The organism is Pelagimonas sp. KU-00592-HH, assembly GCF_040369695.1.
Lineage (GTDB): Bacteria > Pseudomonadota > Alphaproteobacteria > Rhodobacterales > Rhodobacteraceae > Shimia.
On sequence record NZ_BAABWM010000001.1, the window covers coordinates 109,694 to 122,534 of the forward strand.

Here is a 12,841-nt window from a genome sequence, read left to right on the forward strand (position 1 = left end):
GGCCGCGCTGCCCGTGGCCGTCCATGTTTTAACGCCTGACCCTTCACTCAAGAAAATCAGCGTTAAAACAGGATACTACACAAAATGGCTGACACATCTACCCGCCGTTCCGGCGGCCGCGCCGCGCGTCGCGCAGCCCGCGCAGCACCCGCCTCGGAAGAAGCACGTTCGATCCGCCCCGGCATGTCCGGCGGCTTTTACAAACCCCTGTCCGACAGTCAGGTGAAGCAGATTCACGAGGCGGCGCTGGTCGCGCTTGAGGAAATCGGTCTTGCCGATGCGCCTCAGTCCGGCATCGATTACATGGTCAAGGCCGGCGCGATCTATGGCGAAGACGGACGTGTGCGCTTTCCCCGCGCCGTGGTGGAAGACGCGCTGGGCAAGGCCTGCCGCGACATCACCCTTCATGGCCGCGATCCCAAATACGACCTGCACCTGAACGGCGACCGGGTTCACTTTGGCACCGCCGGGGCCGCCGTGAGCATGGTCGATGTTCTCGGCAAGGAATACCGCGACTCGACGGTGCAGGACCTGCATGACGCCGCCCGCATCGTGGATCGTCTCGACAACGTCCACTTCCTGCAACGGCCAATGGTCTGCCGCGACATCGCGGACAACCGCGAGATGGATTACAACACCATCTACGCCTCCTGCTCGGGCACCACGAAACACATCGGCACCTCGTTTACCGAACCGGACTTCGTGGCCGACGCGCTCGAGATGCTGCACATGATCGCTGGCGGCGAAGACAAGTGGCGCGCGCGTCCCTTCGTGTCCAACTCGAACTGCTTCGTCGTGCCGCCAATGAAGTTCGCCACCGAAGCCTGCGAAGTGATGGAACGCTGCATCGAGGGCGGCATGCCCGTGCTGTTGCTGTCGGCTGGCATGGCCGGGGCAACCGCGCCCTCAACCGTGGCCGGTGCCATCGTTCAGGCGGTCGCGGAATGCCTTGCCGGTCTGGTCTACGTGAATGCCGTGCGCCCCGGCCATCCGGCCATCTTCGGCACCTGGCCCTTTGGCCTTGATCTGCGGACCGGTGCGATGACCGGCGGGTCGGGCGAACAGGCCCTGCTGACCGCAGGTTGCGCCCAGATGCACAGCTTTTATGGCCTGCCCGGCGGTGCTGCCGCCGGCATGACCGATGCCAAACTGCCCGACATGCAGGCCGGATGGGAGCAGATGTGCTCGAACGTTCTGGCCGGTGTCGCGGGTCTCAACATGGTCTATGAATCCGTGGGCATGCACGCCTCGCTTCTCGGGTTCTGCCATGAATCGCTGATCCTGGGTGATGACATGCTGGGCCATGCCCAACGGGTGCTGCGCGGGATCGAGGTGGACGACACCACCCTCGCCCTCGACCAGATGCGCGAAGTCTGCCTTGGCGGGCCGGGCCACTATCTAGGCACCAGCGAAACGCTGGCCCGGATGGAATCCGATTACGTCTACCCGGCACTTGGCGACCGCACCTCGCCCAAGGAATGGGTGGAAGTGGGCAAACCCAACCTCGTCCAGAAAGCCATTGAGCGGAAAGAGGAAATCCTGTCGGAACCCTCGGCCGCCCGCCTTGATCCGGCGCTGGATATGGCCCTGCGCGAACGGTTCAATATCCACCTGGGATAACCACTCCAGGAAACGCAAAGCCCCCGGCTCATTGGCCGGGGCTTTCGTTTTCAAACGGGGCCGACCTTAGAAGATAAAGTCACTCGCACTCAGATCCTCTACGCCATAGAGAGTAATGGTTTGGTTCACGGCAGAGATCGTGATCGTGGTGTTACCTCCGCTGGTCACCATGTTCACACCATCGATAAGGTCGCTAAACGCATTGATGCTGCTCACGCCCTGGAAGTTGAGCTTATCGCCCTCGGCAGAGTCGAAGTCAGAAATACCCCTGCCACCCGACACATCTGCGAAAAAGAACGTATCCGCACCGGCACCGCCGTTTGCCTGATCAAAAACGCCGCCGCCGAACCAGATCTTGTCGTTGCCCTGACCGCCATTAAGGGTGTCACTCCCGTTGCCGCCATAAAGGCTGTCATTGCCCTTATCGCCTATAAGCTCGTCATCACCGTTGCCACCAAAGAGCTTGTCGAAACCCTTGCCGCCCGAGATCCGGTCGTTCAGGTTGCCGCCAGACAGGTTGTCATTGCCGTCATTGCCCTGGATCGAGTCATTTCCAGCCCCGCCATCAACCTTGTCAGCACCGGCGCCACCGACAAGGAAGTCCTTGCCACCGCCACCTTTCATCGTGTCGTTACCGGCTTGCCCTTGCAGGGTGTCATTACCGCCACCGCCTTCAAGCAGATCCTTGAAACCACCGCCTTGCAGCACGTCCGCGCCATTGCCGCCCTTCAGCGTATCGGCCCCGTTGCCGCCTAGCAGCGTGTCATTGCCCAGACCGCCAAGCACAAGGTCGTTGCCATCGCCGCTGAAAATAAAGTCTTTGCCACCAAAGGCCTTGATCGTGTCGTTGCCCGTCAGGTTGAAATCAGCGCCATCACCGATTTGGGCATTGAACGGCGCAATGTCATTCGCGTTCGACAGTTCGATATTCCACGTCCGGCTCATCAGGTAGTTTTCCATACCCAGAGGCGCGGTGCCGTTTTCATCATTAAAGACAATCAGGGAGAAGGTCGCCATGTCGATGTCGAGGTTCGTCATGGTGATCACGTCGCCCCCCACGGTCACGGTCACCGTATCCAGCGTGCCGCCGGTGATATAGTTTTCGCCACCAATCAGGCCGTAAACAAGGTTTGTCCCCGTCACGACCAACGAGGCCGACTGTCCGTTAAAAAGTCCACTGCCGGTAAACCCGCTCGCAGAGACGCTCGCCAGGTTGATCGTCGCGTCAATGGCCGCAAAATCTACCACGTCGGCGATGTTCTCAAACGTGTAGCTCGACGTCTTCGGGAACGTGAAATTAATTGCCATGACCTGTCTCCTTTAACCGCAAATCCGAGAAACAGACTGACCGCCAAAGGCCGAGTTGGCAATGGTTTTTAGGATTCCGCACCAGGCAGCAAGAAAATTGGGGGGCACGAGGCCCCCCAGTTTCGCCGCTCAGGCTCACTCATTAGTACCGCCCGGTTTATTTGCCTGCGGCCTGAGCGTCGTGGCGGAGCAAGCGCACTCGCTCCGGTGTTTCGTCGGGGGCACGAGGGCCCCCTACCCAGGTCCCCCCGGGATTAGCTGCACCCGCTGGTCGCGCCGCAGGTGTTGCATTTCATGCAGGTGCCGTTGCGCACCAGCGTATAGTTTCCGCAGTCGCCGCAAGGATCACCCTCATAGCCCTGCATCTTGGCCTTGGCGCGCGCGTCCATGCTGACCGCACCGCTGGCGATTGTCGTTGTCGAGGTTGCCACCATCGCCGCCGCATCTCCGGTCGCCGTTTCCGGAACCAGCGTCTGAAGCGTCGCCACCGGATCGTTGCCGCCAAGCGCGACACCACCCGTCTGGCCACCGTTCAGCACCACCAGTTCCTGCGGCAGACGTTTGCGCAGATAGCCGGTCGAGGAAATCTGCTTGAGCACCTCAAGCGATTTCGACGCCGCGCTCTCGCTCAGTTCCTTGACGTTGGAAACGCCCTCTTCCTCGCCGCGACCAAGGTCGTCAAAGCTCGCGCCTTCGGGCTTCACATGTGCCAGGTCTGTTCGATCTAGATAAGAAACAGCCAGTTCACGGAAGATATAATCGAGGATAGATGTTGCATTTTTGATAGAGTCGTTGCCCTGCACCATGCCCGCCGGTTCGAACTTGGTAAAGGTAAACGCATCCACGAACTCTTCCAGCGGCACGCCGTATTGCAGGCCAACCGAGACAGCGATGGCAAAGTTGTTCATCATCGCCCGGAAGCCAGCGCCTTCCTTGTGCATGTCGATGAAGATCTCGCCAAGGGAACCGTCCGAATATTCACCCGTCCGCAGATAGACCTTGTGGCCACCCACATTCGCCTTCTGGGTATAACCCTTGCGGCGCTCGGGCATCTTCTCGCGGTGGGATTTCACAACTTCCTTGATGACCACCTTCTCGATGATTTTCTCGGCCAGCGTTTCCGCCTTTTGCTGCGGGGTTCCGCTTTCAAGGACCTCTGCCGCCTCGTCGTCATCTTCAACCAGCGCCGCCGCCAGCGGTTGCGACAGTTTCGATCCGTCACGATAAAGCGCGTTGGCCTTCACCCCCAGCGACCAAGACAGCTCATAGGCCTTCTGGCAGTCTTCGATGGTGGCATCGTTCGGCATGTTGATGGTTTTCGAAATCGCGCCCGAAATGAAGGACTGCGCCGCCGCCATCATGGTGATGTGGCTGTCGACCGACAGATAACGCTTGCCCTTCTTGCCGCAGGGGTTGGCGCAATCGAAGATCGCATAGTGCTCTTCCTTCAGGTGCGGCGCACCCTCAAGGGTCATGGTGCCGCAAACGTGGTCATTGGCCGCTTCGATGTCTGCGCGGGTAAAGCCAAGGTGGCGCAGCAGGTCAAAGCTCGGATCCACCAGCTTGGCCGCCGGAATGCCCAGTTGCTTGGTCAGGAAATCTTCGCCCAGCGTCCACTGGTTGAAGACAAACCGGATATCAAAAGCCGAGGCGAGCGCCGCTTCGATCTTGTCGATCTCGGCCTGACCAAAGCCATGCCCCACCAGCGAGGTGGTGTTGATGCCCGGCGCATTGCCGATGCTGCCGTGGCCCACCGCGTAGGACACGATCTCTTCGATCTCGGCCGGGGAATACCCAAGGTTCTCAAGCGCCGCCGGTACAGAGCGGTTGATGATCTTGAAATAGCCGCCACCGGCCAGCTTCTTGAACTTCACCAACGCAAAGTCCGGCTCGATCCCGGTGGTGTCGCAATCCATCACCAGACCGATGGTGCCGGTCGGTGCAATCACCGAGGTCTGCGCATTGCGATAGCCGTGTTTCTCGCCCAGTTCCAGCGCCTCATCCCAAGCGGATTTTGCAAGCGCGACAAGGGTTTGGTCCGGACAGTTGCCGTGATCAAGCGCCACCGGCTTGACCGCCAGCCCTTCGTAGCCGTCCGCCTCGCCATAGGCCGCGCGACGGTGGTTGCGCATCACGCGCAGCATGTGGTTGGCATTGCGCTCATAGCCGCTGAAGGCGCCCAGTTCCGATGCCATCTCGGCCGAGGTCGCATAGGCCACACCGGTCATGATCGCGGTCAGCGCACCGGTCAGCGCCCGGCCCTCGTCACTGTCATAGCCATAGCCCATGTTCATCAGCAGGCCGCCGATGTTGGCATAGCCAAGTCCCAGCGTGCGGAAGTCATAAGACAGCTGCGCGATTTCCTTAGACGGGAACTGCGCCATCATCACCGAGATTTCCAGCGTCACGGTCCACAGGCGGGTCGCGTGCATATAGTCTTCGGCCTGGAACTTGCCGTCCTTGTAGAAGGTCAGCAGGTTCATCGACGCCAGGTTACAGGCGGTGTCGTCGAGGAACATGTACTCGGAACAGGGGTTCGAGCCACGGATCTCGCCGTCTTCCGGGCAGGTGTGCCAGGCGTTCACGGTGTCATGGAACTGGATACCCGGATCGGCACAGGCCCATGCGGCGTGGCCCACATCCTCCCACAGCGCACGCGCCTTGATGGTCTTGGCCACCTCGCCGTTGGTGCGGTTGATCAGGTTCCAGTCGCTGTCTTCCTCAACTGCCTTCAGGAAGGCGTCGGTCACACGGATCGAGTTGTTCGAGTTCTGCCCCGATACGCTGGCATAGGCCTCCGAGTCCCAGTCGGTGTCGTAGGTCGGGAACTCGATGCTGTCATATCCCTGCTTGGCGTAATCCAGCACCCGCTTGATATAAGTCTCTGGGATCGCGACCTTTTTCGCATCGCGCACGGCCGCCTTCAGGGCGTCGTTGACCTTGGGATCATAGGCTTCCGCCTCGGCGCCATCCCAGGCGCGGATCGCTGCAAAGATAGCATTCAGCTTCTGCTCGTGCATCTTCGAGCCGGCCACGATCGAGGCAACCTTCTGCTCTTCCTTGACCTTCCAGTTGATGTATTCCTCGATATCCGGGTGATCGGCATCGACAATCACCATCTTGGCGGCGCGACGGGTGGTGCCACCAGACTTGATCGCACCCGCGGCGCGGTCACCGATCTTGAGAAAGCCCATCAGGCCCGAGGACTTGCCGCCCCCCGAAAGCGCTTCGCCTTCGGCCCGCAGGCTGGAAAAGTTGGTGCCGGTGCCCGAGCCGTATTTGAACAGACGCGCCTCGCGCACCCAGAGGTCCATGATGCCGCCTTCGTTCACCAGGTCATCGCTGACCGACTGGATAAAGCAGGCGTGCGGCTGGGGATGTTCATAAGACGACTTCGACTTGGTCAGCTTGCCGGTCTTGTAGTCGACATAGTGGTGGCCCTGCGCGGGACCATCAATGCCATAGGCCCAGTGCAGACCGGTGTTGAACCATTGCGGCGAGTTCGGCGCGGCCCGCTGGGTGGCCAGCATATAGCGCATCTCGTCGAAATAGGCGCGCGCGTCTTCCTCGGTCGAGAAATAGCCGCCCTTCCAGCCCCAGTAGGTCCAGGCCCCTGCGAGGCGGTCAAACACCTGTTTCGCCGAGGTCTCGCCACCAAACTCAGCACCCTCTGCCGGAACCGAGCGCCACAGGAATTCGGGAACACCCTTTTCCTTGACCCGCTTGAGTTTGGAAGGGACACCCGCCTTGCGGAAGTACTTCTGCGCAATCACATCGCTTGCAACCTGGCTCCAGGACGACGGTACCTCCAAAGCATCAAGACGGAACACGATGGTTCCGTCGGGATTGCGGATTTCGGACTCGGTGGTCAGAAAGTCCAGTTCTGCGTAAGCGTCCTGCCCTGGCTTGGTGAAAGTGCGTTCGATTTTCATGCGCTGCCTCTTAGTACCAGCTGTTCCGTCCCAATCCCGCTTGTCGCGGTGTTCCAGATCACGCCTCAAGAAGCAGACAAACTCCCCCCGTGCAGCGGCCAAATCGGCGCCGCAGGTGTCCAGGGTGGCCCCCGGAGCATCTGTTTGGTTACTGTCCCCGCTCGAAGCTCTTTACCACTATATGTTGTGGCAATTTCGATCCTCCCACACAATTTGACGTATTTGCCCATAGGGGGTCAAACGATTTATTTGAGATTTTTGTCGATTTTTGCTGTTGACCGACATGGCCGGTTTGGCGGGTCAAACGGCTTGCCCGATTCCTGACCAGATCGTTAACCACCTTGTTTCATTGGGCCTGAAATCAGGTAGCCAAGAGAAGCCGTTATTTTCTCTATAGAAATTGCTGGTGGCTGCCGGTGTTCGAGACTGCCTTGCAAAAGATGCGGATTAACAGAGGTTAACTCAACGTTAAGGAGAGTTACCCCGAGAGAAATCGCTCATTTTTGTCGCTCGGGGATGAGATCCGCCTCGAATTACCCCGACGTCATCCGAATATGAACCGATGTGCGACACGGCAAGCTCTCCCAAATCACAGCACGCCACGCGCCCGCAGGTTGTGGACCAACCCCAACAGAGCCCCAATATATAGTGAGCCCTCGCTTCCAGCCATCAGCCTTCCCTCTCGCTACCACAAGCGGGCGTCGCCACGAGGCAAAGACGCCTGTGCCGCCGTGCTCCCATAGGGAAAGTTATACTTACTTGTGGAAGTGGTCGGGACGGCAAGATTCGAACTTGCGACCCCCTGTACCCAAAACAGGTGCGCTACCAGACTGCGCTACGCCCCGGACCGTGGACGCGGTTTAGCCGCTTGTGTCGACGCTAACAAGGCCAAACCGCAGCTTTTTGCAAAATTGCTGGATGACGCAGTTCGGCCCCGACATCGATACCCAACGCACGCGCCATTCCGCCATTGATTTCGAGCACATACCGCACCGCGTCGCCGCCCGGAATCGGGGTTCTGTCATGCGGGATGGCATTGTGATGTATGTGGGAAACCGTGCCAGCCTCATCGACAAAGATCATGTCGAGCGGGATCAGCGTGTTCTCCATCCAGAAGGCAACCGGCCCGGTGCGCTCAAACACAAACAACATGCCCGCGCCCGGCGCCATGTATTCGCGAAACATCAAACCGCGTGCCCGTTCATCAGGCGTCTGCGCCACTTCGATCCGGAATGCAGCCAAGCCAAAATCTCCACGCAGCTCTATGCGATCCGCGCGACAGGCGGCCTCCGCCGCCATGGCCATGCTGCCGATCACCATCAAAAGCGCCGACAGCCACAGCCGCATCAGATAAGGCCCTTCCCGAGCGCATTTTCCCATGCGCAGACCTCTGTGGCCATGCGCCCACGCTTGCCGTCGATCACCCGCAGCGCCAGCGCTTCACCGGGTTGCAGATCGGCAAGACCGGAACGGCGCAGAACCTCTATATGCACAAAGACGTCTTCCGGCCGGCCAAAGACATTGGCAAAACCAAAGCCCTTGCCCTTGTCGAACCATTTGACGCGCGCAGGCTCCAAAGGGGCACTCCGGATATCTTCTTCCGCCAGATCGGCAAAGTCGGCCAGAGTGTTGGCCGCCGTTGCAATCGGGGGATCAATCCGCAGAACCTCGATGGCCTGAACGCCTCGGTCTGTCTCCTGCACGTCAATCTCGATCCGGGCGGAATCCACCACCGAACTCTGACCGAAATTGCGTAAAACATTAGCATGAAGCAGGATGTCCGGCCCGCCTTCGTCGCTCACGACGAAGCCGAATCCCTTAACCGGGTCAAACCACTTCACTTCTCCGACGACTCGAGTCGCCTGTTTTTCATTGTCGCTCAACACCTTAACCTTACGTAAGCGATTTTCCCATACACGCAGGCGATCTTGCGTGAAATCGCCTTCGGCAGCAAGCAAAAGTTAACGAATTTTCAACCACTTGCAGCTTACGTAACGTGAATGTCACGGGTTGAGACGGGTAATTTCCCAAGGATTTCCGATGCCTGCACGCCGCCAGACAAAGCGATCGTGTAGCCGGAAGGCCCCATCGGCCCAGAATTCAATCTCGACCGGTTGTATCCGAAATCCACCCCAGAATGGCGGGCGCGACGGGGACGGACCGTGGCTTGCGGTCACCTTTGCAACCTCGGCCATCAGGTGCCCGCGCGAGCTCAGCGGTTCCGACTGGCGCGATGCCCACGCTCCGAGACGGCTCTTGAGGGAACGTGAGGCATAATAGGCATCGGCCTGCTCGCCTTCTTCGCGGCTCACGATGCCACGCACCCGCACTTGCCGACGCAGGCTTTTCCAGTGCATCACGAAGGCCGCCTTGCCCGCCTGTTCAATCTCGCGCGCCTTGGCGCTGCCATAGTTGGTATAGAACACAAAGGCGTCATCCTCGATGTCCTTCAACAGCACCATACGCGCGTTGGGCAATCCGTCCGCATCGACCGTCGACAGGGCAATCGCATTGGGGTCATTCACTTCGGTCTTCTCTGCGTCTGCCAACCACTGCCGGGCAATCTCAAATGGATCGTCGCCTGCAAAAATTCCGGTTCTGTCAGCCATGGTTCGGTCTCTCGTTTCGCTGGTTAGCCGCACTTGATGCGATGTTACGGATCGCCTAAACGTCCTTTGACTGAGAATTGGGACGGAGTGGGACGGATGTCAAACAATCTGATGGCGGGAAAACGCGGCCTGATCATGGGGCTTGCCAATGACAAGTCGATTGCCTGGGGCATTGCAAAGGCCTGCGCCGATGCCGGGGCCGAGCTGGCCTTTTCCTATATGGGCGAGGCTTTCAAGAAACGCGTGGCCCCTCTGGCCGAACAGTTGAACGTCGACACGCTCATCGACTGCGACGTGTCCGATCCTGCCTCGATCGACGCCGCCTTTGCCGAGATCGAAGCAAAATGGGGCAAGCTGGACTTCATCGTGCATGCCATCGGCTTTTCCGACAAGACCGAGTTGCGCGGCCGCTATGTCGACACGTCGAAAGACAACTTCCTGATGACAATGGACATTTCGGTCTATTCCTTCACCGCCGTCATGCAGCGCGCAGAGAAGCTGATGAAGGATGGCGGCTCTGCCCTGACCCTCACCTACTATGGTGCCGAACAGGTCATGCCGCATTACAACGTGATGGGCGTCGCCAAGGCGGCACTTGAGGCCTCGGTCAAATACCTTGCCGAAGACCTTGGCAAAGATGGCATCCGTGTGAACGCGATCTCCGCCGGTCCGATCAAGACACTTGCAGCCTCGGGCATCGGCGATTTCCGCTACATCATGAAGTGGAACGAGTTGAACTCGCCGCTGCGGCGCAACGTGACCACCGAAGACGTCGGCAACTCGGCCCTCTATCTCCTGTCCGATCTCGGCTCGGGCGTGACCGGTGAAAACCTGCACGTTGATGCAGGCTACCACGTGGTCGGCATGAAGGCGGTCGACGCCCCCGACATCGACGCGGTTGTCGGTCGCAAATGAGCCTGACAGCCTTTCTTGCGGCCTGGCTGCTGTGCCTGATGGCGGCGATCAGCCCCGGCCCTGCGGTTCTCATGGCCGCCCGCATCGGCCTGCGTGAAGGTCTGCGCACCGGCGTGGCCCTGGCCGCGGGCATCGGTGCCGGCGCGGTCACCTGGGCCACCGCGGCCATGTTTGGTCTGTCGCTCCTGTTCGAATACGCCCCGACCCTCTTGCTGGCGCTGAAATTCGGCGGCGCGGCCTATCTTGTCTATATGGCCCTCAAAATCTGGCGCAGCGCCGACGCGCCCCTAGAAGACACCGAAGAACCCGCAGCCCCGCGCAGCCTTGCTTCGGCGTTCAAGCTGGGCCTCTTCACGCAACTGGCCAACCCCAAACCCGCCGTCTTCTTTGGCGCGGTCTTTGTCGGAACCGTGCCGGAAACCGCGTCCATGTGGGTTCTCATGGCTTTGCTGGCTTGCATCTTCATCGGTGAAATGACATGGAACGCCATCGTCGCGCGCATCTTTTCCTTTGAGAAGACCCGCCGCGGCTATATCAACCTGAAACACCTGATCGACCGCGCCTTTGGCGGCCTCCTTGCCGCGCTGGGTGTCAAGATCGCAGCCACCTGACGACGACACGAGCGAGGGACAAGCCATGACCGACCGTCTGCCACACGAAAAGGGCTTCCACATCAGCTGGGACCAGATCCACCGCGACAGCCGCGCGCTGGCGTGGCGTCTGGACGGACAGGGCCCCGACGATGGCGCATGGCGCGCCGTGGTGGCCATCACCCGTGGCGGCATGGCCCCGGCGATGATCGTCAGCCGCGAGCTGGACATCCGCACCGTCGACACCATCAGCGTGAAATCCTACCACCACCAGGCGCAGGGTGAAGCCGAAGTGCTGAAATCCCCGGACGCCGCCCTCATGGGGGAAGATGGCGAAGGCGTGCTGATCATCGACGATCTGGTGGACTCGGGTAAAACCCTCGAACTGGTGCGGGCAATGTACCCCAAGGCGCATTTCGCAACCGTCTATGCCAAGCCGAAAGGCCGTCCGATGGTGGATACCTTCATCACCGAAGTCAGCCAGGACACCTGGATCTTCTTCCCCTGGGACATGGCGCTGCAATACGTCGAACCCTACCGCGGCACCGATTGATCCGCTCTCGCGCCGAAAGCGCGGACGCCTCCGGCGGGAGTATTTTTGGTGCATTGAAGACAGGGCGGATTGCCCAATGCGAAAGCGGCCTCTAGGGTCGCTTTTGTTGTTTTGGATTCCCTGGAGCGCCCCATGACCCTACCCCGCACCGCCACCACATTTGCCCCTCCCGTGATGGAGGCGCGGCGCTGGCTGGACGGGGTGAGCTTTAGCGAGGACTTCCCGCTGATCAACGTCAGCCAGGCGGCACCGGTTGATCCCCCGCCCGAGGGCTTGCGCCGCCATATCGCGGAAACCGCGCTCAATGTGGCCGATGCGCATCTTTACGGGCCGGTTCTGGGCCTGCCAGAGCTGCGGGCGGAAGTCGCCTGCCAGTTCGGCGCGGCCTATGGCGGTGACATCGCGGCCGCGCAGGTCGCAATCACCTCGGGCTGCAACCAGGCCTTCTGTGCCGCGATCACCGCGATTGCCGGGGAAGGAGACGAGGTCATCCTGCCAACGCCTTGGTATTTCAACCATAAAATGTGGCTTGATATGATGGGCGTCAGGACGGTGCCGCTGGCCACGCAGGGGGATCTGCTACCTGATCCGGAGGCCGCCGAAGCCCTGATTAACGATCGCACCCGGGCCATCGTACTGGTCACGCCCAACAACCCCGGCGGTGTCGAATATCCTGCCGACCTTGTTCAGGCCTTCTTTGATCTGGCCCGCCGCCGTGGCCTGCGCCTGATCGTCGATGAAACCTATCGCGACTTCGATTCCCGCACGGGCGCGCCGCATGATCTTTTCAAGGATCCCGACTGGCACGATACGCTGATCCAGCTTTATTCCTTTTCCAAGGCCTACCGCCTGACCGGCCACCGCGTCGGCGCCATGGTGACAAGTGCTCCGCTTCTGGCAGAGGTCGAGAAGTTCCTCGACACGGTGACCATCTGCCCCAACCAGCTTGGCCAGCACGGCGCGCTGTGGGGGATGCAGAACCTGGCCCAATGGCTTGCCGGGGAGCGGGCAGAGATCCTCGATCGGCGCGCCGCGATCTCGGACCACCTGCCACTGGTGGCCGACAAGGGCTGGGAGTTGATGGGCGTCGGGGCCTATTTCGCCTACATGCGCCATCCTTTCGATCTGCCCTCGAACGAACTTGCGCCCGCGCTGGTGAAAGAGGCCCATGTCCTCACCCTGCCCGGCACGATGTTCATGCCCGAAACCGATCCCGCCGGGGCTCGGCAGTTGCGCATTGCCTTTGCCAATGTCGACCGTTCCGGCATCCGCACGCTGTTTGAGCGGCTGGCAGCCGTAGAATTGTGAAGATGC

Annotated in this window: 10 protein-coding genes and 1 tRNA gene; 5 read left to right on the forward strand and 6 right to left on the reverse strand. The window is 60.2% G+C overall.

Features of this window, described 5'->3' with window-relative positions; genetic code table 11:
* Positions 1-84 precede the first annotated feature (84 nt).
* A complete protein-coding gene (locus tag ABWV42_RS00575; protein WP_353338445.1) occupies positions 85-1,620 on the forward strand; it encodes a trimethylamine methyltransferase family protein in 1,536 nt (511 codons plus the stop codon).
* 66 nt (positions 1,621-1,686) lie between these two features.
* Here ABWV42_RS00575 and ABWV42_RS00580 read toward each other — a convergent pair whose 3' ends face one another.
* From ABWV42_RS00580 to pdxH, 6 genes are all read right to left on the reverse strand, one after another.
* On the reverse strand, positions 1,687-2,928 hold the full coding sequence (locus ABWV42_RS00580; RefSeq protein WP_353338446.1) for a calcium-binding protein: 1,242 nt from the start codon (positions 2,926-2,928) through the stop codon (positions 1,687-1,689).
* Between the two features lie 254 nt (positions 2,929-3,182).
* On the reverse strand, positions 3,183-6,860 hold the full coding sequence (locus tag ABWV42_RS00585) for a vitamin B12-dependent ribonucleotide reductase (RefSeq protein ID WP_353338447.1): 3,678 nt from the start codon (positions 6,858-6,860) through the stop codon (positions 3,183-3,185).
* Between the two features lie 768 nt (positions 6,861-7,628).
* Positions 7,629-7,705, reverse strand: a tRNA-Pro gene (locus ABWV42_RS00590).
* Between the two features lie 34 nt (positions 7,706-7,739).
* Positions 7,740-8,207, reverse strand: coding sequence for a DUF192 domain-containing protein (locus tag ABWV42_RS00595; protein ID WP_353338448.1), 468 nt, complete (start codon positions 8,205-8,207; stop codon positions 7,740-7,742).
* A complete protein-coding gene (locus tag ABWV42_RS00600; RefSeq protein ID WP_353338449.1) occupies positions 8,207-8,743 on the reverse strand; it encodes a cold-shock protein in 537 nt (178 codons plus the stop codon). The genes ABWV42_RS00595 and ABWV42_RS00600 overlap by 1 nt, the downstream gene beginning before the upstream one ends.
* Before the next feature lie 120 nt (positions 8,744-8,863).
* Complete coding sequence (gene pdxH, locus ABWV42_RS00605; RefSeq protein ID WP_353338450.1) at positions 8,864-9,469, reverse strand: pyridoxamine 5'-phosphate oxidase; 606 nt, start codon at positions 9,467-9,469, stop codon at positions 8,864-8,866.
* Between the two features lie 96 nt (positions 9,470-9,565).
* On the opposite strand from pdxH, the gene fabI reads away from it, so the two are divergent.
* The 4 genes from fabI (at position 9,566) to ABWV42_RS00625 (ending at position 12,835) form a co-directional block, all read left to right on the forward strand.
* Positions 9,566-10,384: an enoyl-ACP reductase FabI gene (gene fabI, locus ABWV42_RS00610; RefSeq protein WP_255108091.1), complete on the forward strand. Its 819-nt coding sequence runs from the start codon at positions 9,566-9,568 to the stop codon at positions 10,382-10,384.
* Positions 10,381-10,995, forward strand: a complete 615-nt coding sequence (locus ABWV42_RS00615) for a LysE family translocator (protein WP_353338451.1) — start codon at positions 10,381-10,383, stop codon at positions 10,993-10,995. The genes fabI and ABWV42_RS00615 overlap by 4 nt, the downstream gene beginning before the upstream one ends.
* Positions 10,996-11,020: 25 nt before the next feature.
* The gene (gene gpt / locus ABWV42_RS00620; protein ID WP_353338452.1) at positions 11,021-11,527 is read left to right on the forward strand and encodes a xanthine phosphoribosyltransferase; all 507 of its coding nucleotides are present in this window, start codon (positions 11,021-11,023) and stop codon (positions 11,525-11,527) included.
* A gap of 132 nt (positions 11,528-11,659) precedes the next feature.
* Positions 11,660-12,835: an aminotransferase gene (locus ABWV42_RS00625; protein ID WP_353338453.1), complete on the forward strand. Its 1,176-nt coding sequence runs from the start codon at positions 11,660-11,662 to the stop codon at positions 12,833-12,835.
* The last annotated feature ends 6 nt before the right edge of the window (positions 12,836-12,841 follow it).

Coding starts and splice junctions, on each gene's coding strand:
- ABWV42_RS00575 (WP_353338445.1), top strand. CDS start 85: ATGGCTGACACATCTACCCGCCGTTCCGGCGGCCGCGCCGCGCGTCGC.
- gpt (WP_353338452.1), top strand. CDS start 11,021: ATGACCGACCGTCTGCCACACGAAAAGGGCTTCCACATCAGCTGGGAC.
- ABWV42_RS00595 (WP_353338448.1), bottom strand. CDS start 8,207: ATGCGGCTGTGGCTGTCGGCGCTTTTGATGGTGATCGGCAGCATGGCC.
- ABWV42_RS00580 (WP_353338446.1), bottom strand. CDS start 2,928: ATGGCAATTAATTTCACGTTCCCGAAGACGTCGAGCTACACGTTTGAG.
- ABWV42_RS00585 (WP_353338447.1), bottom strand. CDS start 6,860: ATGAAAATCGAACGCACTTTCACCAAGCCAGGGCAGGACGCTTACGCA.
- pdxH (WP_353338450.1), bottom strand. CDS start 9,469: ATGGCTGACAGAACCGGAATTTTTGCAGGCGACGATCCATTTGAGATT.
- fabI (WP_255108091.1), top strand. CDS start 9,566: ATGTCAAACAATCTGATGGCGGGAAAACGCGGCCTGATCATGGGGCTT.
- ABWV42_RS00615 (WP_353338451.1), top strand. CDS start 10,381: ATGAGCCTGACAGCCTTTCTTGCGGCCTGGCTGCTGTGCCTGATGGCG.
- ABWV42_RS00625 (WP_353338453.1), top strand. CDS start 11,660: ATGACCCTACCCCGCACCGCCACCACATTTGCCCCTCCCGTGATGGAG.